Origin of the sequence: Pantoea sp. Sc1, from assembly GCF_000255315.1 — a bacterium.
In the GTDB taxonomy this organism is placed as follows: domain Bacteria; phylum Pseudomonadota; class Gammaproteobacteria; order Enterobacterales; family Enterobacteriaceae; genus Pantoea; species Pantoea anthophila.
Window position 1 is genome coordinate 1,118,761 of sequence record NZ_AJFP01000001.1, and the last position, 23,974, is coordinate 1,142,734.

At 51.8% G+C, this 23,974-nt stretch carries 25 protein-coding genes and 1 other RNA gene; 7 read left to right on the top strand and 19 right to left on the bottom strand.

What is annotated here, in order from left to right; all coding sequences use genetic code 11:
• Nucleotide 1 precedes the first annotated feature (1 nt).
• The 3 genes from S7A_RS05250 to oxlT all read right to left on the bottom strand — a co-directional run bounded on the left by S7A_RS05250 (nucleotide 2) and on the right by oxlT (nucleotide 3,526).
• A complete protein-coding gene (locus S7A_RS05250) occupies nucleotides 2-985 on the bottom strand; it encodes a substrate-binding domain-containing protein (RefSeq protein WP_009088600.1) in 984 nt (327 codons plus the stop codon).
• A gap of 12 nt (nucleotides 986-997) precedes the next feature.
• On the bottom strand, nucleotides 998-1,828 hold the full coding sequence (locus S7A_RS05255) for a DeoR/GlpR family DNA-binding transcription regulator (protein WP_009088604.1): 831 nt from the start codon (nucleotides 1,826-1,828) through the stop codon (nucleotides 998-1,000).
• Between the two features lie 441 nt (nucleotides 1,829-2,269).
• Nucleotides 2,270-3,526 carry an oxalate/formate MFS antiporter gene (gene oxlT / locus S7A_RS05260; protein WP_009088606.1) on the bottom strand — a complete coding sequence of 419 codons (1,257 nt, stop codon included), beginning with the start codon at nucleotides 3,524-3,526 and terminating at the stop codon, nucleotides 2,270-2,272.
• A 1,039-nt stretch (nucleotides 3,527-4,565) separates the two neighbouring features.
• Between oxlT and S7A_RS05265 the strand changes: the two genes are divergently transcribed.
• Nucleotides 4,566-5,204 (top strand): hypothetical protein, encoded by a 639-nt coding sequence (locus S7A_RS05265; RefSeq protein WP_009088608.1) that lies wholly within the window; start codon nucleotides 4,566-4,568, stop codon nucleotides 5,202-5,204.
• Between the two features lie 87 nt (nucleotides 5,205-5,291).
• Here S7A_RS05265 and S7A_RS05270 read toward each other — a convergent pair whose 3' ends face one another.
• The 7 genes from S7A_RS05270 to S7A_RS05300 form a co-directional block, all read right to left on the bottom strand.
• Nucleotides 5,292-5,783: a hypothetical protein gene (locus S7A_RS05270; protein ID WP_237712305.1), complete on the bottom strand. Its 492-nt coding sequence runs from the start codon at nucleotides 5,781-5,783 to the stop codon at nucleotides 5,292-5,294.
• A 124-nt stretch (nucleotides 5,784-5,907) separates the two neighbouring features.
• Nucleotides 5,908-6,504 carry a hypothetical protein gene (locus tag S7A_RS05275; RefSeq protein WP_009088612.1) on the bottom strand — a complete coding sequence of 199 codons (597 nt, stop codon included), beginning with the start codon at nucleotides 6,502-6,504 and terminating at the stop codon, nucleotides 5,908-5,910.
• Nucleotides 6,505-7,013: 509 nt separating this feature from the next.
• Nucleotides 7,014-9,344 (bottom strand): phage/plasmid primase, P4 family, encoded by a 2,331-nt coding sequence (locus S7A_RS05280; RefSeq protein WP_009088614.1) that lies wholly within the window; start codon nucleotides 9,342-9,344, stop codon nucleotides 7,014-7,016.
• 14 nt (nucleotides 9,345-9,358) lie between these two features.
• Nucleotides 9,359-9,682, bottom strand: coding sequence for a DUF5375 domain-containing protein (locus S7A_RS05285; protein ID WP_009088615.1), 324 nt, complete (start codon nucleotides 9,680-9,682; stop codon nucleotides 9,359-9,361).
• Complete coding sequence (locus tag S7A_RS05290; RefSeq protein WP_009088617.1) at nucleotides 9,679-9,903, bottom strand: hypothetical protein; 225 nt, start codon at nucleotides 9,901-9,903, stop codon at nucleotides 9,679-9,681. Before S7A_RS05290 ends, S7A_RS05285 begins: the two co-directional genes overlap by 4 nt.
• Entirely contained in the window at nucleotides 9,900-10,439 is a 540-nt protein-coding gene (locus tag S7A_RS20710; RefSeq protein WP_071987823.1) for a host cell division inhibitor Icd-like protein, read from the bottom strand. The genes S7A_RS05290 and S7A_RS20710 overlap by 4 nt, the downstream gene beginning before the upstream one ends.
• 28 nt (nucleotides 10,440-10,467) lie before the next feature.
• Entirely contained in the window at nucleotides 10,468-10,734 is a 267-nt protein-coding gene (locus S7A_RS05300) for an AlpA family transcriptional regulator (RefSeq protein ID WP_009088621.1), read from the bottom strand.
• A 532-nt stretch (nucleotides 10,735-11,266) separates the two neighbouring features.
• Here S7A_RS05300 and S7A_RS05305 point away from each other — a divergent pair.
• Together S7A_RS05305 and S7A_RS05310 are read left to right on the top strand one after the other, a co-directional pair.
• Entirely contained in the window at nucleotides 11,267-11,542 is a 276-nt protein-coding gene (locus S7A_RS05305; protein WP_009088622.1) for an ogr/Delta-like zinc finger family protein, read from the top strand.
• Between the two features lie 17 nt (nucleotides 11,543-11,559).
• Nucleotides 11,560-12,372, top strand: coding sequence for a hypothetical protein (locus tag S7A_RS05310; RefSeq protein WP_009088623.1), 813 nt, complete (start codon nucleotides 11,560-11,562; stop codon nucleotides 12,370-12,372).
• A gap of 314 nt (nucleotides 12,373-12,686) precedes the next feature.
• Here S7A_RS05310 and S7A_RS05315 read toward each other — a convergent pair whose 3' ends face one another.
• The 4 genes from S7A_RS05315 to smpB form a co-directional block, all read right to left on the bottom strand.
• Entirely contained in the window at nucleotides 12,687-13,808 is a 1,122-nt protein-coding gene (locus S7A_RS05315) for a hypothetical protein (RefSeq protein ID WP_009088624.1), read from the bottom strand.
• 49 nt (nucleotides 13,809-13,857) lie between these two features.
• Nucleotides 13,858-15,063, bottom strand: coding sequence for an integrase domain-containing protein (locus S7A_RS05320; RefSeq protein ID WP_009088625.1), 1,206 nt, complete (start codon nucleotides 15,061-15,063; stop codon nucleotides 13,858-13,860).
• 193 nt (nucleotides 15,064-15,256) lie between these two features.
• Nucleotides 15,257-15,618: a transfer-messenger RNA gene (ssrA, locus tag S7A_RS20715) on the bottom strand.
• A 43-nt stretch (nucleotides 15,619-15,661) separates the two neighbouring features.
• Nucleotides 15,662-16,144, bottom strand: a complete 483-nt coding sequence (gene smpB / locus S7A_RS05325) for an SsrA-binding protein SmpB (protein ID WP_009088626.1) — start codon at nucleotides 16,142-16,144, stop codon at nucleotides 15,662-15,664.
• Between the two features lie 158 nt (nucleotides 16,145-16,302).
• Between smpB and S7A_RS05330 the strand changes: the two genes are divergently transcribed.
• Both S7A_RS05330 and S7A_RS05335 read left to right on the top strand, forming a co-directional pair.
• Complete coding sequence (locus S7A_RS05330; protein ID WP_009088627.1) at nucleotides 16,303-16,737, top strand: type II toxin-antitoxin system RatA family toxin; 435 nt, start codon at nucleotides 16,303-16,305, stop codon at nucleotides 16,735-16,737.
• Nucleotides 16,730-17,023, top strand: coding sequence for an RnfH family protein (locus S7A_RS05335; RefSeq protein WP_009088628.1), 294 nt, complete (start codon nucleotides 16,730-16,732; stop codon nucleotides 17,021-17,023). Before S7A_RS05330 ends, S7A_RS05335 begins: the two co-directional genes overlap by 8 nt.
• 89 nt (nucleotides 17,024-17,112) lie before the next feature.
• On the opposite strand, the gene bamE is transcribed toward S7A_RS05335, so the two are convergent.
• The 3 genes from bamE to nadK all read right to left on the bottom strand — a co-directional run bounded on the left by bamE (nucleotide 17,113) and on the right by nadK (nucleotide 20,270).
• The gene (gene bamE / locus S7A_RS05340; protein WP_009088629.1) at nucleotides 17,113-17,460 is read right to left on the bottom strand and encodes an outer membrane protein assembly factor BamE; all 348 of its coding nucleotides are present in this window, start codon (nucleotides 17,458-17,460) and stop codon (nucleotides 17,113-17,115) included.
• Between the two features lie 185 nt (nucleotides 17,461-17,645).
• Nucleotides 17,646-19,307 (bottom strand): DNA repair protein RecN, encoded by a 1,662-nt coding sequence (recN, locus tag S7A_RS21185; RefSeq protein ID WP_009088630.1) that lies wholly within the window; start codon nucleotides 19,305-19,307, stop codon nucleotides 17,646-17,648.
• A gap of 84 nt (nucleotides 19,308-19,391) precedes the next feature.
• Nucleotides 19,392-20,270: an NAD(+) kinase gene (gene nadK / locus S7A_RS21190; protein ID WP_009088631.1), complete on the bottom strand. Its 879-nt coding sequence runs from the start codon at nucleotides 20,268-20,270 to the stop codon at nucleotides 19,392-19,394.
• Between the two features lie 122 nt (nucleotides 20,271-20,392).
• Here nadK and grpE point away from each other — a divergent pair, with 122 nt between their 5' ends.
• On the top strand, nucleotides 20,393-20,974 hold the full coding sequence (gene grpE / locus S7A_RS05355) for a nucleotide exchange factor GrpE (protein ID WP_009088632.1): 582 nt from the start codon (nucleotides 20,393-20,395) through the stop codon (nucleotides 20,972-20,974).
• A 59-nt stretch (nucleotides 20,975-21,033) separates the two neighbouring features.
• Here grpE and ung read toward each other — a convergent pair whose 3' ends face one another.
• Complete coding sequence (gene ung, locus S7A_RS05360; protein WP_009088633.1) at nucleotides 21,034-21,714, bottom strand: uracil-DNA glycosylase; 681 nt, start codon at nucleotides 21,712-21,714, stop codon at nucleotides 21,034-21,036.
• 242 nt (nucleotides 21,715-21,956) lie between these two features.
• Between ung and grcA the strand changes: the two genes are divergently transcribed.
• Nucleotides 21,957-22,340 (top strand): autonomous glycyl radical cofactor GrcA, encoded by a 384-nt coding sequence (gene grcA, locus S7A_RS05365; protein ID WP_009088643.1) that lies wholly within the window; start codon nucleotides 21,957-21,959, stop codon nucleotides 22,338-22,340.
• A 216-nt stretch (nucleotides 22,341-22,556) separates the two neighbouring features.
• Here the strand turns inward: grcA and srmB are convergent, their stop codons facing one another.
• The gene (gene srmB, locus S7A_RS05370; RefSeq protein WP_033736138.1) at nucleotides 22,557-23,885 is read right to left on the bottom strand and encodes an ATP-dependent RNA helicase SrmB; all 1,329 of its coding nucleotides are present in this window, start codon (nucleotides 23,883-23,885) and stop codon (nucleotides 22,557-22,559) included.
• Between the last annotated feature and the right edge of the window lie 89 nt (nucleotides 23,886-23,974).

Here is a 23,974-nt window from a genome sequence, read left to right on the forward strand (position 1 = left end):
ATCAGAGCCCCATTTTTACCAGTTTTGGCAGGTTGGCTTTATCCAGACTTTCGGTGCTGTTACCCAGAATGGTGTGGGTGGCTTCATCCACTTTGACTTTGCCCAGCCCCTCAATCGTCATGCCGTCGGTGATCGGCTCCTTCTTCTGCATCATGTCGGCGATGCGGACAAAGACTTCGCCCGCGGTCTCGGGATTCCAGATGTAGCCCCCTTTGATGGCGTTACGCTGCACCAGCGAGGCACCCTGGCCCGGACTGAAAGAGCCAATGACGCAGACCTGGTCAATTTTTTTACGGTTCATCACCGCACGCCCGGCGCCGATAGGCCCCTGTGAACCAAACGCCAGGATCCCTTTCAGATCGGGATATTTTGACATCAGCTCATTGGTGGTACGGATGGAGTCATCCAGCGATTCGCCGACGCCAAACTTGTCGGTGACCAGTTGCATTCTGGGATAGTGTTCTTTCTGATAAGTGAGCGCGGCGTCGGTCCACTGCTGATGCAGAGGCACCGTCAGGCTGCCGACGTACATGGCATATTTGCCTTCGTCGTGCATGCAGCTCGCCAGCGCTTTCATATGGTTGATGCCGTGAGTGGTCGCATCGACCAGTTCGAAGTCCCAGTTGGCGCCCTGCTGGCCGGGTGACTCATGGGTAATCACTTCGATACCGGCGTCACGGGCCCGTTTCAGCACCGGCTCCAGCACTTTCGGGTCGTTGGGCACCACGCCGATGATATCGACTTTCTGCGCAATCAAATCTTCAATGGCGCGCACCTGAAGCGCCGGGTCCGCGGCGGTCGGCCCCACCATCCACGCATCGATACCGCGTTTAGCCGCTTCACTTTTAATGCCTGTCTCCATGGCATTGAACCAGGGAATACCGCCTATTTTGACCACAATACCCATACGTAATTTATCTGCGGCCTGCGCACCAGAGGCGGCAAACAGGGCAAGCAGAGAGCAGGCGATAAGATGTTTTTTCATACAGACTCCGGATTAATTTTTAATTAGCTGCATGGATTGATAACGCTGAGAACAGACGATGACGTTGACACCATTCCATGCCAGTTCCTGTTCAAGCTCTTTATCTTTTAACTGGTCGGTAATAAGAAAATCGACATCACGGTAGTGACAGATACGGGCAAAAGAGGGACGCAGAAATTTACTGCCATCCATTAAAAGATGTTTTCTTTCTGCGGCCAGCAGCATCTGTTGTTTCAGGTGCGCATTATTCTCATTGCCTTCGCGTAAATATCCGTCGTTGCCCAGACTGCTACAGGAAAAAAAGATTTTATTAATCTGAAATTCACGCAGTGGCTGCTCGGCCACCACGCCGTGAAAATCTTCATCGCGATCGGAATATTCCCCACCCAGGCAGATCGTGCGGATACTGCCGCGCGCCGCCAGCGTCTGCACGATACGCAGCGAATTGGTTAATACCGTTAACTCAATGTCCGGCAGCTGTCGCGCCAGATACCAGCAGGTGGTGCTGCTATCCAGCAGGATGCAGTCGCCGGGGCTGATAAAGTCGAGCGCACGCTTGGCAATGATCATTTTTTCATCAGCGTGCTCATTAATTCGCTGCCGGAAGGATAATTCGTTCTCTTTAGCGATTCTGTTATTTCCCGGCGTGCCGGTGCTTTGTTTTTTTATCAGTACAGCGCCGCCATGGCTGCGCTGTAATAAACCGCGCTTTTCCAGCTGGCTTAAATCCCGGCGAATGGTTTCCTGTGAAACCTGACAAAGCGTGACCAGTTCTGAGACAATTACCCGGCCATTAATATTAATCTCATTAATAATTCTTTGCTGTCTTTCAATCGGCAACATACTTTTCCTCCGATGGAGATAAATTACTGGAAGCGAACATGGGAAAATGTGGACTGGGCAGGAGTCCACGTGGGCAAATAGTGACGCCCTTTATTAAGTGATGAAGTCGAAATAAAACATGCAAAGCCATGCAATTAATTGCAGTTGAAAGTGATTCCTCTCACATATTTTCGCGCTGAGGGCCGGTAAAAACAAAATACCGGCTGAACAGACTATACCGCTATTACGGGAAAGGCATGACTGTTTGTGACCGTTTATGTGGTTTTGACCGTTTAAGCTTACGCTTTAACGTTTTCATGAAGGGAACTGATCCATCTGACAGCGGGCGGAGGGTGAGAGTCGTATGGCGATTCCGGGCATGGTGAGGGATGGCGCTGCTTTTCTGGCCGGGACTTCGGGTCCCGGCTGTACACTGTATGTTCTGCGTCGCCAGCGCCAGACTTACCGGCGCATAAAGCGTGCCCGCCACGGCTTGAGAACCCATAACGCCAGCCCGGCCGTGATGAAGTCGAAGGTAATCGCGCAGCCAAAGACCAGGTGCCAGTTATGGGTGTGCTGATACATCAGCGCCGCCAGCGGGCCGCCAAAGATCGAGCCTATGCCCTGAGAGATATAAAGCCAGCCATAGTTGGCTGAGGCATTTTCACTGCCGAAGGTGTCGGTGAGTGTGGAGGGAAAAAGCGAGAAGATTTCACCCCAGCCAAAGAAGACGACGCCTGAGAGCAGAACGAACAGCAACGGATCTTCACGGCACGCCAGCCACAGCGTCATCGCCACGCCCTCCAGTGCGAAGGCAATAAACATGGTGTTTTCACGCCCATAGCGGTCGGAGATAAAACCAAACAGCGGTCGCGTTAAGCCGTTAGTGAAACGATCGATGGTCAGCGCCAGAGGCAGCGCGGCCATACCGAAAATGATCGCCTTGCTGATGCCAAAGTCTTCGGCAAAAATCGCCATCTGCGACGTCACCATCAGACCCGAGGTCGACATCATCGTCATCATCACAAACATCAGCCAGAACAGCGGCTGACGCAGCATTTCCCCGGATTTAAACTGGCGCTGACTTACCACCGGTGCGGATGATGTGCTGACCGGCGTCATCATGCTGGTTCCGGGCAGCCTTAAGTTCTGACTGGCGAGAAGACCCACCGCGGCGAAGAGCAGGCCAAAAACCGTCATTGTCTGTTCAAGGCCGTAGCTGTTGAGAGAGATGGAGATGGGGAAGGTGGTAAAAATCGCACCCATGCCGTAGCCCGCCGCCACGGTTCCGGCGGCAAAACCGCGCTGCTGTGGAAACCATTTCATCACCAGCCCCACGACGCCGATATAAACAATCCCCGTGCCCAGTCCGCCGAGGCAGCCATAAACCAGATAAAGTGCGGCCAGGCTATCGACCCGGGCGGCAATGACCCAGCTGAAGCCAGCCATCACCGTACCTATCGAGATCAGCAGACGCGGGCCAAAACGCTCCACCAGCCGACCCTGAAAGGGTGAGAAAAAGGTCTGCAGGATAATCAGCACTGAGAACGTTACCTGCAGTTCCGCCAGCCCGACGCCGAGTCTGGCCATCATCGGTTTGGTCAGCAGCGTCCAGACGTACTGCGGGCTGGAAATGGCTGCCATGCAGATCAATCCAAGCAGAAGCTGTACCCACTTGCTGTGTTTCGCTATTACCACTGGTTCGCTAATTGAGGTCATGGCTCTCTCCGGAAGTACGTTCTGTAATGCAGCCAGATTCCGCCCGCTCTGTATGCCACTCTTATGGCGTCGCAGATATCCGGACGGTTAACGGCTGATGCCAAATCTTTGAGATCATCATCCCTGGGGAACGATGTGACTGAAAAGTTTGCAGGAAGTGTGCCAATCTAAAAAACCTTCAAAATCAGGGATTAAAAGGAAGGGCAAAGTGATAAGTGTGATGCAGTGCAAAATATGAGTGCGCTGAGTTGGTGCGCAGGAATGGGATGAGCGCGGGTAGTGACTGATTTAAAGAGGGTGTGCTGAAGAGGTTACAGGAAGAATGAAGGAGACGAAAAGCCGGCAGGGGGGCGGGATTTCAGGGGAAAGGGTGGCGCTGGCAGAATCTGAATGTCTAAGTTATCTTTATGAATATAAATAAAAATTATGAATTCACTTAGCTTAAGTATACCAATGCGTATACCAATTACTTTTTATTAAAGCTCGTTATGGAGGAGGGTATAGCGTACTTTCTCGCACTAAAATTATCAAACCAATGCACATTTAATGTTGCTTGAAGTAAATTATGACGCTGAAATTTTGAACGTTCATCTTCGATAAGTTTTGTGTGTGCAAAGCAGTGAATTTAAGTTCAGTTATGCTAACTATACGCAAGAAACTGACATAGGTTCATGTTAGTAATGACATTTTGTAATAAACCTCGTCATTATTAAGCCTGTAAAAAAGCAAGAAAAAACCCTGCTGACAGTAAATTATATTCGTGGAAATCCTACTTTGCCGGTTTTTATCGAAGGGCACAGCGGGAAAAACGGCGCGTTCTGCCCCGGCGCGGACCGCCTAACAACTATATCTGGTATTATTCTGAACGATTTAGGCACAAAATATAGTTTTCAGCGCCGCTGCGGACGCGATTCGGTCTTAGGGGCATTTTACCGAATCTTGGTACTCCACATCCTACTTCGGTGCGCCAGATATCGCTCTGCCGGTACACACGATATAAGATGTCAGTCAACAGTGGCTTGCAAAGTTTGGAATTTGAATGGAGAAGGAAACGTGGGCTTTACTTGGAGCAGCAGCAGCTGTAGCAGCTCCGCTGATCTTTAACACAGTTAAAGAGGTGGTTTGGGAGACGAAAAAAAGAAAAAGAGAAGAGCGTCATATAGTCGTACAGCTTATTTTTTTGCTTGATAAGTATATTTCGCGATGTGAGTTCTTGTCTTATAACGAGGGAGTTTATGATCCTCAACGTGAACACAAAGTAATGGATTATGAAAAGCCTGACCTCAACTTATCATCGGTGAAAGGCGATTATAAATACCTTGATGCAGATTTACTTTACAGGCTGCACAGCATTGATTCCAAGCGTGCTCAAGTAATCAGTGAACTCTCAAACCTTAATGACAGTTACTTCGACGATGCACCAGATTTCACTGCTTATTATGCCAAGCGGCAGGAACTTTATGCAAAGCATGGCCTTTATGTGATTGAGCTGTCAGAGGATATTTGTCGAAAGTTCAAAATAAAACACGTGTCATGGGAAGGGGGGTTCAATCCGGCAGCCTCTATCAGGGAACGTCTAGTTCAGATTCGCGCATCGAAGTCCCAAGCCTATCTTCGCAGAATGGAAATGAAAGCGAAGCGAGTTGCTGAAAAAAAGAGAAAATTAACACAAGGGTAAGCTACGCCAGTGATGCTGGCTGTCAACAATCCGTAGAAAGGCGTGCCCGAAAACAGGCTAAATTAAGCCACCTGCTGGCGGCTTATATTAGGCTGTTTTTCCGGTTCCCAGCATGCGAACGTCATGTTCTGACATCCAGTTATCCGTAGCCTCTGTATGTTCGTCTGACTCGGTAAAAACGATGATTTCATGAACGGGTCTAAGGCTAGCCTGATATTCAACAGATTTCAGAAGTTCAGGGCTGGGGAACATTAATAAATATACAGCTTCCGGCAGATAACTTTTATTCAGGGTCATGGGCGAATATAAGCTCAGTTTCCGACCGTTAACGGTGATACTCTGATTTGACTTAAGTTTGTTGACAACACTTTTTTCAAAAATTCGTTTTAGTATCTGATCGCATTGCGATTTGTTGTTCACGCACATATAAACCTCACATTTATGGTGTTCGGCTCGTTCAGCTGCATATTTTAAGATGCTTTCGTGCAGCCCGCTCATAAGTTCAGAAATCTCACGCTGCAATATCACCCGGTCAGTCATTTTAGTTCCTTTAGATGAATAAATTTCGGCATCAATCATATCAGTATCGTACGGTTCGGCATAGTGCGGCTGCACTGCTCGGCGTTTTAGCGGACTACCGAATGCCCGTAATAGGGAGCAAAAAAAATCGCCTCGCAACGGCCTTTTAACGTGGTTGACGACATCATTTTATCTCATTAGGAATAATGATGCGTTCTGCACATGTTTTAATATTGATTTCTTCGAATAGAGATGCTAAAAATTTTTCGGGTGGATTTAAGTAAATTAAACCATGAATAAACCCAAGGCATCCGAGCATGTAATTCAATATATAGCGCACTCTAGCCTTTAAAAGCTCAGGTTTTTTTAGAATTTCATTAATTGAACTTAATTCTTTTGTCTCTGCAAAATTATCATCATATGTTCTTAAGAATTTAACAATCTTTTCGTCGAGTTTTGAACTATCTATCCTGTGAGCTAACTCATTTCTGAGTTTATTGAGCGCGTCGAGCACGGGCCAAATGCGAAATGGAATTTCAAAATTATAGAAATGAGCTCCGTGAAGCGCTTCTGCTAATTTCAATTTATGATGAAAGGAGAATTGAATGCTATCTAAAGCCTTAGGATTCTTACATTGAAGTAAAATGATTTCATGTAAAATTTCTTCCAAGAAAAGGTGAGATTTTAATACTAGTGATGTGATATCGAGTTCAGGAGTCAAGTGTTTATTGTATTTGAATGAATGCTCTTTATAAATTTTATTCAAATTTTCTTGATTCATTTTTTTCATTATCTCATAAAATAGAATTAGCGTTATTGCTGGGGTGTTTAAATCTCAGTAGGTACGTGACGTGATATGACATTATGCTTTTCCGGGTGACCTTACTACATCTAATTTGCGTATTATCGGCAGTCACTGCGAAATACTCAACGAATATTGTTTCGGTTTTGGCTGTATAACAGGGATGCGGTCCATTGCTAGGGCGTTGTACCGAATCCGTTTGAACAGCAAAACAAAATCGCCTCGTAGTGGTTTACAAGGAAAGTACGTACAATCGCTAATGTGCATGTTTGGCATTTTGCGGAACAAACACATTATTCGCTTGTTAAGAAGGGGTAAAGTCAGAAAAAGATTTTATAGGAAATCCTTCACACTGTTCACTTTCCATTTTTATTTATATATATATATCAGTTGCTTAAGCGATGAATGATAGATGTAGGGTGAAGGATATCATTCATCACCGGTGAAGTTTCGGCGTAAAAAAACCGGCTTTCGCCGGTTCTGCGTAGTCATGCCGCTGTAGGGGCGTCGCACTTCGGTAGCCAGTCGGTGCTGCTTTCTTCCGTCAGGTCCAGGTTGGTCTGCACCCCCAGCTTTGTACGCCGCTTCATGTAGTGTTGTCCGTACTCCCGCATGATGCTCTCAAGCGAAAGGCCGAACATCTTCATGCTGAGCGGATTCCTGTAGCCGTTGGCTTCCATGTAGGCCAGGTAGGCATGATAGAGATAACGTCTTGGCTGAAGCGGCCTGATGCTGGCGTTCCCCATGTAAAGCGCGTTTGGCTCCGCCGTGGTGAACAGGTAGCCGCAGAAGTCCACCATCGGGTCCGCATCGCGCTTGATGCGCATCGCCTCGTCAGAGTTCTGCTGCGACTGAAGCAGCGACCGGGCCTGCTGCGGCTGGCTGAACTGCTGCATCAGCTGGCGCACAATGACGGCCAGCTCACCGCTGATTTTTTCCTTCAGCTGCGGGTCGCGCTCGTCTGCCGGGATAATTTCCGGGAAGTGCAGGATCACCCGGCGGCGCGACACGCCCCCGCTGCGGTCGGTGAAGCGCATCGGGTTGTTGTTCACCGCCAGAATCACCGCCGGGATATGGGTTGAGTAGGCGTCGCGGTACTTCGGGTCCACGGAAACCGCATCGCCGCCAGTAATTGCCTTGATGCCCGAGCCGTCGCCGCTCCACTTTTCCTGGTCGGGAAGGATAATCAGCGAGTAGCCAATCACTGCGGCGCGTTCGCGCGACGACTCCAGCGTTTCAATGGTGGCGGAGGTAGTGTTGTCCGTTCCGGCCAGCAGGGTGGCGATTTCCGCCATGATGCTTTTACCACTGCCACCAGGACCGGTGACTTCCAGAAACAGCTGCCAGTCGTAGCGGTTCGCCAGCACCATAAACAGCGCGGCCAGAATAATGTCGCGTTTGGCCGGGACCCGTCCGGCGGCACGATCGAGCCACTGCCAGAAGTGCGGCGCATGGTCTGCCAGCGTTTCACCCTGAACGGGCTTTGTGTAGTCCACCTCGCTGACCGTGCGCAGCCAGAAGTCTTTACTGTGCGGGCTGAAGCCGCCGGTGCGGGTGTCCAGCACGCCATTACGGAAGCCAATCAGGCGGCGCGCCGGGTCGGCCTGCTGCGGCAGCATCAGCTTCAGCGTGTCCACTATGCCCGAAATCTTGCCCGCCGAAAACGGCGCGCGCAGGCGCTGAAACAGCTTCGCCACGTCGCGCTCAAACTGCTTCCCGGAAATCACCTTCCACGCACCGGAGCGGTAGCGTGACAGAATTTCCCCGCTGGCGTCCACGGCCAGCGCGCTGCGGTAGTGCTCCGCCACGCGCTCCGCCTTTTCACTGGCGCTCATGGCTGAAAATTCCGCCTCGCTCATTACGTCGAAGGGACTGGCGGCAGGCGGCGTGGCGGCTTCGGCCAGCGCCAGCCGGGTGCTTTCCTCACCGTGCTGCATGAAGGCGTCATTCCAGTCACCGAACACCGGCGGCAGGGCCACGGCGGCGCGACTGGCTTCGGCTGCCTGCCTTGCTTTAGTCTGGCCGTCGCCGTTCAGGTCGCGGTCGGCGGCAATCAGCAGCGGCAGTGCGGCGTGCTTTTCACGGGCAAGGCCAGCCAGAGAAAGGAGGTTAACGGACGACAGTGCAATCCACACCTCATCCCCGGTCAGGTTGTGCACCGTCAGGCCGGTGGCGTAGCCCTCCGTCAGCCAGATGCGCGCTGCCGGTTTGCCGGTGCTGAGAACGTGACATGCGCCTTTTACCTGGCCGCCCTTCAGCGTGCGCTTTTCACCTGTGGCGTTAATCAGCTGCACGTTCACCAGCTGGCCGCCCGTATCATGAAGGGGAACGAGCAAATCACCGGCACGATAGGCCGTTAGCGCGACCTTTAGCGGCTTTGCCAGCGTCAGGCAGGACTGATGCGGCCAGCCCTTGCGGGACAGATAGGCATTGCCGCTGGCATGCTGCGCGCTGCTGACCAGCTGCTGTGCCTGCTTCACGGCGGCGGCACGGGCGGCTTCGTTATCTTCGCCCGCGCTGGCGGCAGGCGTGTTGTCCGCCGGTGGCAGGCAGCCGGTCAGGCCGTTAACGCGCGCGGCGGCTTCGGTCAGGCTCAGTGAGAGGGCCTTTTTCACCAGATCCATGCCGTCACCGGCACCGCACTGATTACAAATCCACGTGCCGCGCCCCTCCTGGTCGTCAAAGCGGAAGCGGTCGGTTCCGCCGCATACCGGGCAGGAGGTATGGCGGTTCTTTACCACCTTCACGCCCAGCGCGGGCAGGATGCGGGGCCACTGGCCCTGTGCGGCTTTTGCCGCGTCTGATACGGTCATTTTCATTGTTCTTTTCTTCCTCAGTGCAGCACCGGCGCGTCTTTGAGACGCCCGCAGAGTTCATCCATCACCACCTGTCCCAGAAAGCTCAGGCACGGAACCGACTTCAGCGGCCCGGCGGCCAGCAGATCGTCGAGCAGCGCGCAGGCAATTTCCTGACCGCGCTGGCGTCCGTGCTGGCGCAGGTAGAAGCCCTCCAGCTCGGTTTCAATGGCGTGCTCAAGACGCGCCAGCGTCAGGCCGGGATAGCGCTTCTGTTCGCTGCAGACGGTCAGCCAGGCGCAGGCCACTGCGCGGCGTGAAAGCGCGGAACGCAGCTCAGTTGAAAGGGTATGTGCGCTCATGGCTCAACCTCCCCGTTCATCCAGCCGTCCTGACAGCGGTTTACCACTCCGTCCAGCTGCTCGGTGATGAGGAAAATCAGCGAGTTCAGCTGCGCCTGCTGTGAAGTCGGTGGCTGCTCGTGACACTCCTGAAGCAGGGTCATGTCACTGATAAAACGTCCGGCGTTGCGAAGGTGCTCGAGGCGTAACAGGTCGGCGTGGGAAATGGTGGCGTGAGTCATGCGCGCACCTCCCGGACCGGCAGGCGGGCGGCAAGGGACAGTACGTAGTCGCGGGCCAGCGTCAGGCGGGCGGCACGTTCGTCAGCGGCAACGGTGCGGAGCATGTGGATACGCTGCTGGCGCTCAGTACGGCGCACGGCGGCAAAGACGAAAACAAACTGAGGGTATGGGGAATTCAGGACCGTAGCCATGATGGCAGTCTCCATTGAGTAGCGGTTATCGCCACCACCGGAAACGCCAATTTCACTGGTGGTAGCCCGGACGGGGTTGGCGTAACCGGCCTCAATGGATACCGGCGCTTCGTGAGAAGCCCCCGCCCGGGCCACCATTACACAGACGGCACTACGGCAATAAAACCGCAGCCCGAAAAATGGTTGCACTAAGGCATGGACACAAAAAAAGACGCATTGGGCGTCTGGTGTCGCCATTGAGATATTCAGGACGCCAATCCCGGCTGCCGATTTTGCGACAGCAGAAAGACTGTACCAGGGAATGGCCCCGGCGTGCAAGCCGGGGAACAAAGGAAAATGCAGCATGGCGGAAAATCTCAAGAGTTGGTGAAGATCATGCTGCACGTTCCCGACCGCGTGCGGCGATGCGTGCATTCATCCAGGCGCTGATTTCACTGGCAAGCCACGCGACGTTCTTGCCGCCAAGCGACACCTGCGCCGGAAAAGCACTGCGGCTGATGAGGTCGTAAATGGTCGAGCGGGACAGGCCGCAGACGTGGATCACTTCCGGCAGGCGCATAAAGCGTTCCTGGACCGGGAATGATACTGGCATGGCAGGGGCCGCAGGGGCGGATGAATGAGCGTTTAAAGTCGTGTGCATGAGCTACCTCTAAGGTGTCCGTGAAGCGCCGCACAGGTGTGTACGGCATCGGGTAGCTCTTTATTTTGCGAATATTTTTGCCGGTGACAACAACAGAAATCTGCCTGACCGGACGCACAAAAACCACACAAAAAATGCGTGTACGTGAATAGTACCAGACTGCACCAAAAAGTACTGATAAGGTTTTATCCAATAACTTTAGATCCACTTTAAGGCAGCTTTTAAAACCAATCGTTCTAAATAGCTAATAAGGCCAAAATCCTGCTGATGAACGATGGTGAACAGAGGGTGAAGGATTACTTTTTCACTCTTCACCTCTTAATTTACTGTATTTACTATTTTTTTCTCTCTGGTGAAGAATAGTGAAGGATTTATATAAAACTGAAAGCTGATAACAGGCTTCAGTGAGACCTTTTCCTGGCTCGCCAGAATTAATGCTTTTGTCTGGTCCGTCATACAACGCCATCCGGTAGAAGCCGCTGTGCCAGACCCGGCACAATTGACTTACTGAAACCAGCCGACAGGAAACGAGATGGCACTGAAATGTCCCGAATGTGGTCAGGTGGCCCACACCCGCACCAGCGCTTATGAAGCGCCCTCCGTAAAGCGTACCTGGTACCAGTGCCAGAACCTCGACTGCTCCTGCACGTTCACCGCGCTGGAGAGCGTCGAGAAAATCATCATGAAGCCGCACAGGCTCAAGGTCGCAGAGCCGGAACAGCAGAATGACGTGCCGGTTCGCCAGCCGCAGACGCTGGGCCGCTATGGTTCAGCCAGCGCCCGCAAAGACCGCCACGCACAGCCCTGACAGAGAGGAAAAACAGCATGACACAGCAGCAGATGACCGACGAACAGATTCAGGCCGCCGGTAACCGTATCGGTACGGCGCAGGCCAGAGCACAGCGGCCACTTAAGGAGGCAGGTTGGCTCCTGCGGTTACCCGAGGCCGATGTTATCAGTCACACCACCGAGCTGGTAAAGGGGCTGTCCTCTGAGTGGCGGTTGCGTATTGAAGACCTCAACACAAAGATGCTGGCCTGGCTGGAGGCAAGACAGACCGAAAACGCCGCTACTGAAAATCTCAGCGGGCTGCGCCAGCGTAAGGCCGAGATGGAGCAGGCAAGCCGGGACAGCCGGGCACGCTTCCGTGAACTGCTGGGACAGAATGGCGGCAGCGTCACGCCGGAGATGAAGGCGCTGCGGGCGGAGTATCTGGAGCAGCAGGAAACGGCATCAGACCTTGCCGGGCTGATTGCCGAAAAGGAAAAACAGCTGCCGGTGCTGGCAGACGTGACGGGGCGCAAGGCTAATGCTTACGTATTCTGTCATGAGGGCATCACGGATGAGCGCATTGATACGCTGATTGAGGACTTCTTTATCATTCATGGCGCAGAGCTGAGCAGCCTGCTCATAATGAAGTACAGCCAGTTTGAACGGAATGGCTCAACGCATGCACCGGGTGTTATCGAAGGCGCGAACGATGCCGACACGCTGTACCGCGTATATATCCAGAACCTGATTAAGAGATGGACGAGCGTAAATCAGCCGCTGATGTTCCGTGATGACGTGCTGAGCGTGAGCGGTGCGCATCCTTTCCGTGGAGCCAGAACCGACCGCCGCAAGCGTAAACTTTTCTGAGCCGCAGACTCAGGAAATCACCGAAGCCCGGCCCGTACCGGGCTTTTTTACGTCTGCTGCGTGAGTGCATGTCTATGCTGCATGAAAATGCATGAGTCTCCGGCACCCCGGAACGGAAGACAAGGCCAGCAGCGGCGCGGCTCAGGCCTAATCATGCAGGTGCATGAAAACCGCTGCATAAAGCGGGCAGGCGTGGCGGGGCTACGAGCGCGCGCATTGAATGAAAACTGTGGGGATGAGAATCAATGATCATCGTTTTTTGAAATTAAAGAAGGAAAAACGCATATGATAAAAATCATATGCGTGGCTGCAAATTAATTCTGAGGCTGCATTTTTTTGATGTCGTCTTTGTCTTGGTGGGAAAATGGTAGTTTATTAGATTTCAGATTTGATGTTCTGAAGTTGAATTTAAATAATGTAATCTCACTATCATTATCATCGGACGTGATGAAAATATTAATATTAAGGTCTTCAGGGGTTAATCCATTGGCGATATTTCTTGTAAGGGTTATCGTTGTTTCTTTTCCCATTTTTAGTTTTACTTTTTCAGTTGAAAAGTCACCTGTTGGATATCTGAATTCAGTTATGAGCCCGTCATATAGTTTCTTGTATTTTTTATAATCGTTATCTTTATAATAATCCTCACTTAATTTTTCACTTAGCTTTTTAAATCTTTTATAATCTTGCAAGTCAAATGATGCAAAAGTTGTGGCGTTTAAATATAATTTATTAACCACTTTAAGTTTAAATATTATTTCTTTATCGGAAACTTTAAAGTCAATCATGGTTACAGGGAGTTCATTGTTTTTTATATCATACTTCCCAAGGGTTTCACTTATACCATATCTTGACGTCTCAAAACCACGACTATAAAAATTTGCATATTTATAGTTATTATACTTGTCACTTACGTAATCAATAGGGTCAATTTTAAATATAAATAAGGTGGATATTGAACATACTAAAATAAAAAACACAGTCACGATGAACAGTGCAGGGCCTCTACTTGGCGGAATAAGGTCTTTTTTAGCATAACTTTTACCAGAAGCATTATCTGAGAAAATCTGGGGGAGATTACCTTTCGATAATATCTCTCCAATGTAGCTTATCGTAAAGGTAGTATCTTCTTTACTGATTAATCTTTTGATTTTTATTTTATTGTCTTCTGCTTCCACAAAAGGTTTATCTCCAGATAATATTTTTATGAATTTATTCTTAGGAAAGTGTAACTCAATATTTTTCTCTGTTTCTCTTCCTTTATTTATGACATAGATAATGGTTGTATAACTTTTTGAATTGTTACCTAAAGATTGTAAGGAGTATGCTATGGCTGCATAAAGCTCTGGTTTTCTCATTTTGGATGCCAATGATGCGATAAGCTTACCAATAAAAATATTAGCGACCAACCATACGCCCTTTGATACATCTTCATTCATTTTAGTTTCTACCTTCTCCGAAAATAAATATATAATTAATTTTGGTTTTTTATAGAACGGTTATTTTCATATGTTTAACTTTGCTACCCCACCAATCCATTAAATCTTTGCGTTTTTCAAGATAAGTAGAACGATTGTAAGCACGTCTAACTTCGTTTTTATCAATGTGAGCTAAGGCAGCCTCAATAACATCGGAATTTAAACCAGCTTCATTCATTGCTGTACTTGCAATTGAACGTAAACCATGTGCTACAAGTTTGCCACCATATCCTATTCGTTTTAATGCCGCATTAGCAGTCTGATTGTTCATTGGTTTTTTTGGATCATTTCTGCTTGGAAAAATATATTCCCGATACGCACTTATCGGCTTCATTATTACCAATAATTCTAAAGCCTGCTCTGAAAGAGGTACAATATGCTCACGTTTTGCTTTCATCCTTTCTGCGGGAATCGTCCAAAGCCTAGCATCAAGATCAATTTCTGCCCATCGAGCCCCAGAAGCTTCGGAGGGCCGAACAAGCGTCAGAAGCTGCCATTCAATCAGGCAGCGAGTAGGAATAGATAGATTAGATCTTACAAGCGAACGCATAAGCTGCGGCAGTTCCTCTGGTCGCAGTGTTGGCATATTCTGCTTTTTGGGCTTTTCAAAAGCCATACCGATCCCAGAAGCAGGATTTGCATCAATCAATCCCGTGTTTACAGCATAAATCATAATCTCGTTAATACGCTGTACTAAGCGGCGTACTGTTTCAAGAGCACCACGGGCCTTAATCGGTTCAAGTGCTTCTACAAGCTTACGTGCTTTTATTTCCTGTACAGGAATCTCGCCAATGGCAGGGAAAACATCTTTCTCAAGGGAACGCCAGATATCCTTCGCGTAATCCGGGGTAACGCTAGCTTGCTTCAAGGTAAACCAGTTAGCGGCCACGGTTGAGAAGATGCTGTCCAAGGCGTTCTGCTTCTGTTCTATAAGCTGTTCGGCTTGCGTCTGTGGGTCAATTCCATTAGCGAGTAAGGAGAGGTAATCAGCGCGCAAGCGTCTGGCGTCGGCTAACGATAGGGCAGGGAAGGCACCGAGGCCCATCATAGTGCGCTGCCTTGTTACTGGCCGCTGGTAACGAAAACGCCAAAGCTTCTTGCCGGTAGTTTTTACCACCATAAAAAGCCCATCTCCATCATGCAGCGTTAAATCTTTATCGATGGCTTTTGCGCGAAGTACTTCAGTGTTGGTTAAAGGGCGCGTTGTCCTTGCCATACAGGGCTTTCCTACGAAAATTGGTATACGTTTTTAGGATACATCTTACCGTATACCAATACGTATACCAATTATCTCTGGATTCAGGCGGATCGTCTCGGAAGGTAACAGACACAAAAAAACCCGCAGGGCTTGTGCCGTGCGGGCTTTCAGGACTTCTACGGATGGCACTGGAACCATCTTTGAAGAATTTTGGTGGAGCTGGCGGGAGTTGAACCCGCGTCCGAAATTACTACACCGTCGGCACTACATGCTTAGTCAGTTTTTACATTCGCCGGTCAGCTGCGAACAGACACGCCACTGACAGACTAGCCTGATTGGATTTAACGCTTCAACCCCAGGCAGGGCCTCCACGCGATCTCTTTTGGGTTTGACCTCTCTTGATCCCCGTCTTAAGAGCGGAAGCTAGGGAGAGAGGGCTCAGAGCAGGTTATTAAGCTGCTAAAGCGTAGTTTTCGTCGTTTGCGACTATTTTTTTGCGGCTTTTTACGAGGCAAACCGCCCCTCGGCATGCTCCTAAGGCTTCACAATCCCGTCGAATCCAGAATCAGCCCCAGAACTTCAAATATTAGCAATTAAACAGCATAAAATCCAGTGCTTAGCGCGCTGAATTCTTCATGATACGGGCTTTGTCTAATTTCCATTCGCGGTCTTTGATGTCGTCGCGCTTGTCGTGCTCTTTCTTACCGCGTGCCACACCAATCTTCAGTTTGCACCAGGCGTTCTTCCAGTAAAGCGACAGCGCCACAAGGGTGTAACCTTCGCGGTTAACGCGCCCATACAGGGAGTCGAGTTCGCGTTGCTTCAGCAGGAGCTTACGGTTACGGGTCGGGTCACAGACCACATGGCTGGACGCAACCGCTAAGGGTTGAAAGGTTGAACCGAACAGGAACGCTTCGCCATCGCGCAGCAGAATATAGCTGTCGCTGATGTTGGCTTTACCGGCACGAAGTGATTTAACTTCCCATCCCTGTAACGATAATCCCGCTTCATACTCCTCTTCGATGAAGTATTCGTGGCGGGCGCGTTTGTTCATGGCAACAGTGGCCGAACCGGGTTTGTGTGCTTTTTTCTTTGTCATAATGAGGCGTATTTTACATCACTTAGTCGGTTATCGCATCCCCAGTCCAGCGGGGCAGCAGGAAACGGGATATTCTAGCACACCCTTTACCAGGGACATTTTTGTTTGATCGCTGAAAATGCTATTATTCAGCGGTTTCTTGATGAACAGGAACCATTATGGCTCAGATTAGTCGTTCGGCACTGGTCCCGTTTAGTGCCGGGCAGATGTACAAACTTGTAAATGATGTGGATGCCTATCCGCAATTCCTGCCGGGTTGCACCGGAAGCCGCGTGCTGGATGCGTCAGAGAATCAGATGACGGCGTCTGTGGATGTCTCGAAAGCGGGTATCAGCAAAACCTTTACCACCCGTAACACCCTGACGGATAACCAGAGCATCCATATGCAGCTGGTTGATGGCCCGTTCCGTAAGCTGACCGGCGGATGGAAGTTCGTCTCGCTGGGCGATGACGCCTGCAAAGTCGAATTAAGCCTGGAGTTTGAATTCACCAATATGCTGGTAGAGATGGCCTTTGGACGCATCTTCAAAGAGCTTGCCAACAGCATGGTGCAGGCTTTCACCCAGCGCGCCAAAGAGGTCTACAGTGCCTGACATCACCGTTGAGGTGGTCTATGCATTGCCTGAAAAGCAGTATCAGCTCTACGTCAAAGTGGAGCAGGGCAGCACGGTAGAACAGGCCATCGTAAAATCAGGATTACTGGAGCTGCGTCGCGAAATTGACCTTGCCAGCAACAAGGTCGGCGTCTACAGCCGGCCGGTGAAGCTGGATGATGAGGTGAATGAGGGCGATCGTATCGAAGTTTATCGCCCGCTGATTGCCGATCCTAAAGAGCTTCGTCGCCAGCGTGCAGAGCGGGCTGCGGTGAGCAAAAAATAAGTTCTGTCTGGCTTTGCAGATAACGGACATAAAAAAAGGCGCTCGGTGCGCCTTTTTGCTGCCTGTTTTTCAGACTCTCTGCCGTGTGATTAATCGCTGTTCTGAGAGAGATTCGGCTTATTGTCGATGTTGGTCAGCACACCGTTGCCATCAAAGGTCAGGGTCAGCGTCTGCTGTTTGACGCGCTCATGACCGGGTTCCTGACGGAAGATGTAATACCAGACGTTGCTGCCAAACGGGTCTTTCATCATCGGCGTGCCGAGGGTGTAAGCCACCTGCTGCTGTGTCATACCGGTATGGATCTTGGCCACATCGTTGGCAACCAGATAGTTGCCCTGGTTGATATCAGGACGGTAGACCACGCGCTCTAAAGTGGAACATCCGGCGGTCATCATCAACATTACCACTGCCGCGGCAGTCAGCGTTTTACAGCGCATCTATACATTCCTTTTCCGGGGCCAAACGCCTCAACAGGCGATTTTATTGCCATCAAAATCTGAACTCTGCCTGCGGCAGGCTTTATTACTCTGGCGACATAAGTGCCGATGATAATAAACCTTTTCGCTGTTGGAAACCTCTGCAGAGCAAGCATATGACCCCGTCAGGTTAAAAAAGTGCGCTGCTATGCGGCTAAAAGTTCTTTTGCATTCGCCAGGGTGTTGCGGGTGACCTCGCTGCCGCCCAGCAGACGAGCCAGTTCCTGCAGGCGCGCCCGCTTGTCCAGCGGCTGCATGTGGGTTTCAGTCATTGCGCCGTCGGTCTCTTTGCTCACAAAGAAGTGCTGATGACCGCAACCGGCCACCTGCGGCAGGTGGGTGACACACATAACCTGCGTCGATTCACCCAGCTGACGCAGCAGTTTACCTACGACAGCGGCGGTCGGGCCGCTGATGCCGACATCAACCTCATCGAAAATCATTGCCGGCGTTTCCATTTTCTTCGCGGTGATCACCTGAATCGCCAGCGCGATACGTGACAGCTCACCGCCTGAGGCCACTTTACCCAGCGGCTGGAGCGGCTGACCAGGGTTAGTGGTGACCTGGAAGTCGACGCGGCTTGCGCCGTCAGCCGTCAGCTGATCCGGGTTAAAGGTCAGGGCGATTTTAAACTGGCCGTGCGGCATTGAGAGCAGATGCATGCTCTGGGTAATCAGCTGCTGCAACTCGTCTGCAAAGTGGCTGCGCTGCTGATGAAGCTCTTCGGCGCTCTTAAGAGCCGCCTGATAGTGTTCACCGACCAGCGATTGCAGGCTCTCCTGATCGCTTTCGTGCTGTGATAGCAGCTCCGCTTCATCCAGCAGCTGCCGGTGCAGTTCAGGCAGCGCTTCGGGCGTGACGTGATGCTTACGCGCCAGGGCGATCTGGCGCGAAATCCGTTTTTCCAGTTCGTACAGGCGATTAGGGTCCAGATCGAGGCTGTCACAGTAGTGACGCAGCTCATCGCTCGCTTCGCTCAGCTGGATAGCTGCCTCTTCCAGCAGGTTATGCACGCCGTTCAGCTTCTCATCCAGCGAGGTCAGCTCAGAAATCAGCTCACGGGCGCTGTAGAGCAGGCTGTTGAGATTGGTGTCATCACTGTCGGAGAGCATCTGCAGCGCCTGCTGGCTGGTTGACAGCAGCTGGCCGCTGTTTGCCAGACGCTTGTATTCTTCGTCGATCTGCTCATATTCACCCGGCTGCGGGGCAAAGTCGTTCAGCTCTTTCAGCTGATACTGCAACAGTTCGCGACGCGCTTCGCGCTCCTGCGCCTGCTGCTGATGCAGCGCCAGGGTACGGCAGCTCTGATGCCAAGTCTGATAGCTGGCACGCATGCGCTGCAGCAGATCATCATGACCGGCATAGGCATCCAGCAGATGTTTCTGGTGATCGGGTTTAAGCAGAAGCTGATGGGCATGCTGACCGTGGATCTGAATCAGCAGCTGACCAAGGTCGCGCAGCTGAGAGAGCGGGACCGCGGTGCCGTTGATAAAGCCGCGCGAACGGCCATCGGCGCTGATCACCCGGCGCAGCAGACACTCGTTACCATCATCCAGCTGATTATCCAGCAGCCAGCGCTGGGCTGAAGGGGAGGCCTTAAGCTGAAAGCGGGCACACAGATCAGCCCGGCTGGCTCCCTGACGCACCATGTCGGCGTCAGCACGACCGCCAAGACATAATCCCAGCGCATCAATCGCGATGGACTTACCGGCACCGGTTTCACCCGTGATGGCTGTCATGCCGCGGTGGAAATCAATGTCGAGCTCACGAACGATAGCGAAATTACTGATGGTCAGTTGGGCCAGCATAGGTTCACCTGTACGAATAAACACATATGGTTTTTCATACAGTATAAACTGGTTTTTTATCCAGTAAAGAGGCTGCACCCCTTTTCAGAACAATTTTTTTGACCAGCCCAGTTTAGAGCTCAGCGTATTGAAATAGCTGTAGTTTTTAGGGTGAATCAGGTTGAGGTGATGATTGCTGCGCCGGATCAGGACATCCTCTCCTTCCTGTATCGGCAGGGCGATCTGACTGTCGCAGCTGATTTCCAGGTCGCTGCGGCGGGACGAAAAGCGCAGGCGGATGGTGCTGCTGCTGTTGATGACCAGCGGCCGCGCCGAGAGCGTGTGCGGGAACATCGGCACCAGCACGATCGCTTCCAGTGACGGTGTCAGAATCGGGCCCCCCGCAGAGAGCGAGTAGGCGGTCGAGCCGGTAGGGGTGGAGATAATCAGTCCGTCAGAGCGCTGCGAAAAGGCGAACACCTCATCGATGTAAACCTCAAATTCGATCATGTGCGCGACTTTGCCGGGATGGAGTACCACCTCGTTGATGGCGGTGCCGATGCGCGGCGAACAGGCCGATTTGCACACCTGCGCTTCCAGCAGAAAGCGGCTCTCGACAAAATAGTTGCCCTGCAGCACCTCATCCAGCTGCTGCTGCGCATTGTCCGGGTCGAGGTCGGTAAGAAAACCGAGGTTACCGCGGTTAATGCCAATCACCTTGATATCGTAACGGGCCAGTACCCGCGCGGCACCCAGCATGTTGCCATCACCGCCTACTACGACCGCTAAATCGGCCTGCTGACCAATCTCCGCCAGCGTGCCGGTCTGCACATCGTGAAGCGACAGCTCCTGCGCAATCTGTTGCTCGACGATCACTTGATAACCTTTGGCTGTCAGCCAGCGCCAGAGCATCTCATGCGTGGTTAGCGCGGTGGGATGGCGTGGATGACCCACAATACCAATGCAGTTAAAGTGTTTGTTCATCTGGTCGGTGTTCCTTATAAGCCAAAACGGCAAGGCAATGTGACAGGTTCCCTTGAAACCGCTATTTCAATCCCCATAATAAGCCAACCAGCGAAATGAATGTGCAAAACGCGGAGAAATTCATGAGTAGTAAAGAACAGAACACCCCAAACGAGCAAGTCTCAGACGAAATTCAGCAGGATCAGCAGCAACCTCAGGAAGCGGAGACAGCGGCAGAGGTGGATCCGCGTGATGAGCGTATCGCTCAGCTCGAAGCTGAATTAGCGCAGTCGCAGACCGGCGTGCGTGATGCTCAGCTGCGTGCGCAGGCTGAAGTCGAAAACATTCGTCGTCGTGCGGAAATGGACGTTGAGAAGGCGCACAAATTTGCGCTGGAGAAATTTGCCAACGAACTGCTGCCGGTTATCGACAGCCTTGAGCGCGCGCTGGAAGTGGCGAACAAAGAAGATTCACAGCTGGCGCCTATGATCGAAGGGGTTGAACTGACACTGAAAGGTCTGCTGGGTGCCGTGCGTAAATTCGGTGTTGAAGTGGTCGGCGAAACCGGCGTGCCGTTTAACCCGGAAGTGCATCAGGCGATGTCGATGATGGAGTCTGAAGAGTTCGAGCCTAACCATGTCATGCTGGTGATGCAGCGTGGTTATACGCTGAATGGTCGCCTGCTGCGCCCGGCGATGGTTGCCGTTGCCAAAGCCAAAGGCTGATTCAGCACCGGAATCCCGCTACACGGCCGCGCACTGACGCGGCCGTGTGCATTATGGCGTCAGTCCGGTAATACCGGCGTCCAGTCCACCGGTTTTTTTCCGGCCGCGCTGAGCAGTTCGTTGGTTTTTGAGAAATGGTGGCTGCCGAAAAAGCCGCGATGCGCAGAGAGCGGCGAAGGGTGCGGCGCCTGCAATACATGATGGCGCTGGCGATCGATGATGCTGCCTTTCTTCTGGGCATGCGATCCCCACAGCAGAAAAATCACCCCTTCACGATGCTGATTGATCGCTGCAATCACATTATCGGTAAATGTCTCCCAGCCGAATCGCGCATGGGAGTGCGCTTTGCCCGCCTCGACCGTTAAAACGGTGTTCAGCAGCATCACACCCTGTTTCGCCCAGCTCTCCAGGAAGCCGTGATTAGGTTTCTCAAAGCCCGGAATATCCTGCTGCAACTCTTTATAGATATTTTGCAGGGATGGCGGCACCTGTACGCCTGGCAGCACAGAGAAGGCCAGGCCATGTGCCTGGTGAGGGCCATGATAGGGGTCCTGGCCGAGGATGACGACATTGACGTCGCCCAGTTCCGTCAGGCGAAAGGCATTAAAGACATCTTTCTGCGGCGGATAGACGGTGACCCCCGCAGCGCGTTCATCGGCGACCAGCTTCATCGTCTCGACAAAATAGGGTTTCTGTTTCTCTTCAGCCAGCACGTCGTGCCAGGTCAGCTTTTCAGCCATGTTCAACTCCCTTTCCGTTAGTGCCGTAAGCTTAGCCGTTCCTGCCGCCCAGCTGAAGGTAAAATAAATTTGAAAAATACAAATAAAGTTAAGAAGCAATGCATTTTCAGATCAACGGGTTAGCCTGAATGGCCACGGAGCGCCGGGTGAAGATTGATGCAGGTCAAGGTCGGTCGAAAGGATGGGTGGTATACCGGAGCCTTAAATTTGATTTATTCACCTATTATTCGGGAGATGCAAAGATGATCACAGGAATCCAGATCACTCAATCCAACCATGCCAACCTGCTGAACTCCTTCTGGCTGCTGGACGAAGAGAAAGCCCAGGCGCGTTGCCTGTGTGCCGCCGGGGGTTATGAAGAAGACCAGGTTGTGGCTATCAGCGAGCTGGGCGAATTTGCTTATCGTGAAGTTCCGGTAGAAATCAAACCGCAGGTGCGTGTTGAAGGCGGTCAGCATCTGAACGTCAACGTGCTGCGTCGTGAAACGCTGGAAGATGCGGTGAAGCACCCGGAAAACTACCCGCAGCTGACCATCCGCGTGTCGGGCTATGCCGTGCGCTTCAACTCACTGACTCCTGAACAGCAGCGTGACGTGATTGCCCGTACTTTTACCGAAAGTCTTTAAGTAGCCTGAGTGATCGGACGCTGAAAATAAACGCAAAGCGCACACAGCATATTTTATCATCCTTATCAGCAAGATAGAGAGTCATGTGCAGCGAGCCGGTCAGTGAGTATCGCCAGTGACGCGATCAGGCAGGTAAAATGGTGTGAAAAGGCTGTTAACAGCTGTCAGCTAAAAAAATCGCCTCATCAGAGGCGATTTTTTTGTTTAAGCGCTGTTTTATTCCGCATTCTCGTTAGCGGACGCGGTGCCGCTTGCCTTACGGCGTTTGCCGATATTTTTGGCATCACGATGGCGTTTTTTCACGCGGGGTTTTTCAGTTTCGCTCGCTTTCTTCTCTGCGCGCTTAGCCAGCACCTTTTTCGACGGTTTGCCGGTGGTTTTCGCACTTGGAGCGCGGGTCACCGGACGCAGCTCGTCAATGACGCGCGCTTTAATCGGCTCATTAACGTAGCGGGTGATTTTACCCAGCAGGACGTAATCGTGCGCTTCCACCAGCGAGATGGCGATGCCTTTACGACCGGCGCGACCGGTACGGCCAATACGATGCAGATAGGTATCGGCGGTGCGCGTCATGTCATAGTTGAAGACGTGGCTGACATCTTCAACATCGATACCGCGCGCCGCAACGTCGGTGGCAACCAGCACGTTCACCCGTCCTTCACTCAGACGTTTGATCGCTTCATTACGCTTCGCCTGCACCATTTCGCCTTCCAGATAGCTGGTGCGAATCCCCGCTTCGTGCAGCCAGCTCACCAGCTCATGCAGACGCTCACGCTTGCGCACGAACACGATGCTGCGTGTCACTTCCGGCTGCTTCAGCAGATGGATCAGTAGCTTGGTTTTGTGCTCAAGATCGTCAGCGCGGTAGTACCACTGCTGGATCTTTTTACGCTCGCGACGGCTTGGATCCGCTTCCAGCTCAACCGGATCGTTCAGCAGACGTTCGGCGAAATCGCAGATGTTGTCGCCTTCCAGCGTGGCGGAGAAGAGCAGGGTCTGTTTGCGCCAGCGCGTTTCAGCCGCGATGGTTTCGATATCCTGGGCGAAGCCCATATCCAGCATACGGTCCGCTTCATCCAGCACCAGCGTTTCCACGGCGCGGCAGTCGAAGTTCTCTTCTTTAATATACTGCAGCAGGCGGCCGGTGGTCGCGACCACGATATCCTGGTTTTCGCTGAACACTTCGGCATGGTTCATGTAGGCCACGCCGCCCGTGATGGTCGCGATATCCAGATGGGTATGTTTTGCCAGCTCACGCGCATGTTCGGCGACCTGCATCGCCAGTTCGCGGGTCGGGGTCACAATCAGGATGCGTGGCGGGCCAGATTTCTTGCGCGGAAAATCAAGCAGGTGCTGCAGCGCCGGTAACAGATAGGCGGCGGTTTTCCCGGTCCCGGTAGGTGCCGAACCCAGAACGTCGCGGCCCTCCAGCGCGGGCGGAATTGCAGCAGCCTGAATCACTGTTGGACGCGTGAAGCCTTTTTCCTGCAACGCTTGTAGCAGGCTTTCGTCGAGTTCGAGTTCGGAAAATGTGGTTACTGTCATGGTCTACCTCAGTTTGGGGCGCTGATTATAGACAGATCAGACTGAATCTTCATCTGTTAATCCGTTTCCGCTGCGCCTGGGGTTGTCTG

Coding starts and splice junctions, on each gene's coding strand:
- S7A_RS20710 (WP_071987823.1), bottom strand. CDS start 10,439: ATGCTGCATTTTCCTTTGTTCCCCGGCTTGCACGCCGGGGCCATTCCC.
- recN (WP_009088630.1), bottom strand. CDS start 19,307: ATGCTGGCCCAACTGACCATCAGTAATTTCGCTATCGTTCGTGAGCTC.
- S7A_RS05285 (WP_009088615.1), bottom strand. CDS start 9,682: ATGAGCGCACATACCCTTTCAACTGAGCTGCGTTCCGCGCTTTCACGC.
- S7A_RS05310 (WP_009088623.1), top strand. CDS start 11,560: ATGACACAGCAGCAGATGACCGACGAACAGATTCAGGCCGCCGGTAAC.
- srmB (WP_033736138.1), bottom strand. CDS start 23,885: ATGACAGTAACCACATTTTCCGAACTCGAACTCGACGAAAGCCTGCTA.
- S7A_RS05290 (WP_009088617.1), bottom strand. CDS start 9,903: ATGACTCACGCCACCATTTCCCACGCCGACCTGTTACGCCTCGAGCAC.
- smpB (WP_009088626.1), bottom strand. CDS start 16,144: ATGACAAAGAAAAAAGCACACAAACCCGGTTCGGCCACTGTTGCCATG.
- S7A_RS05275 (WP_009088612.1), bottom strand. CDS start 6,504: ATGAATCAAGAAAATTTGAATAAAATTTATAAAGAGCATTCATTCAAA.
- S7A_RS05315 (WP_009088624.1), bottom strand. CDS start 13,808: ATGAATGAAGATGTATCAAAGGGCGTATGGTTGGTCGCTAATATTTTT.
- grpE (WP_009088632.1), top strand. CDS start 20,393: ATGAGTAGTAAAGAACAGAACACCCCAAACGAGCAAGTCTCAGACGAA.
- ung (WP_009088633.1), bottom strand. CDS start 21,714: ATGGCTGAAAAGCTGACCTGGCACGACGTGCTGGCTGAAGAGAAACAG.
- bamE (WP_009088629.1), bottom strand. CDS start 17,460: ATGCGCTGTAAAACGCTGACTGCCGCGGCAGTGGTAATGTTGATGATG.
- S7A_RS05320 (WP_009088625.1), bottom strand. CDS start 15,063: ATGGCAAGGACAACGCGCCCTTTAACCAACACTGAAGTACTTCGCGCA.
- grcA (WP_009088643.1), top strand. CDS start 21,957: ATGATCACAGGAATCCAGATCACTCAATCCAACCATGCCAACCTGCTG.
- S7A_RS05255 (WP_009088604.1), bottom strand. CDS start 1,828: ATGTTGCCGATTGAAAGACAGCAAAGAATTATTAATGAGATTAATATT.
- nadK (WP_009088631.1), bottom strand. CDS start 20,270: ATGAACAAACACTTTAACTGCATTGGTATTGTGGGTCATCCACGCCAT.
- S7A_RS05250 (WP_009088600.1), bottom strand. CDS start 985: ATGAAAAAACATCTTATCGCCTGCTCTCTGCTTGCCCTGTTTGCCGCC.
- S7A_RS05300 (WP_009088621.1), bottom strand. CDS start 10,734: ATGCACACGACTTTAAACGCTCATTCATCCGCCCCTGCGGCCCCTGCC.
- S7A_RS05265 (WP_009088608.1), top strand. CDS start 4,566: ATGGAGAAGGAAACGTGGGCTTTACTTGGAGCAGCAGCAGCTGTAGCA.
- S7A_RS05280 (WP_009088614.1), bottom strand. CDS start 9,344: ATGAAAATGACCGTATCAGACGCGGCAAAAGCCGCACAGGGCCAGTGG.
- S7A_RS05270 (WP_237712305.1), bottom strand. CDS start 5,783: ATGATTGATGCCGAAATTTATTCATCTAAAGGAACTAAAATGACTGAC.
- oxlT (WP_009088606.1), bottom strand. CDS start 3,526: ATGACCTCAATTAGCGAACCAGTGGTAATAGCGAAACACAGCAAGTGG.
- S7A_RS05330 (WP_009088627.1), top strand. CDS start 16,303: ATGGCTCAGATTAGTCGTTCGGCACTGGTCCCGTTTAGTGCCGGGCAG.
- S7A_RS05305 (WP_009088622.1), top strand. CDS start 11,267: ATGGCACTGAAATGTCCCGAATGTGGTCAGGTGGCCCACACCCGCACC.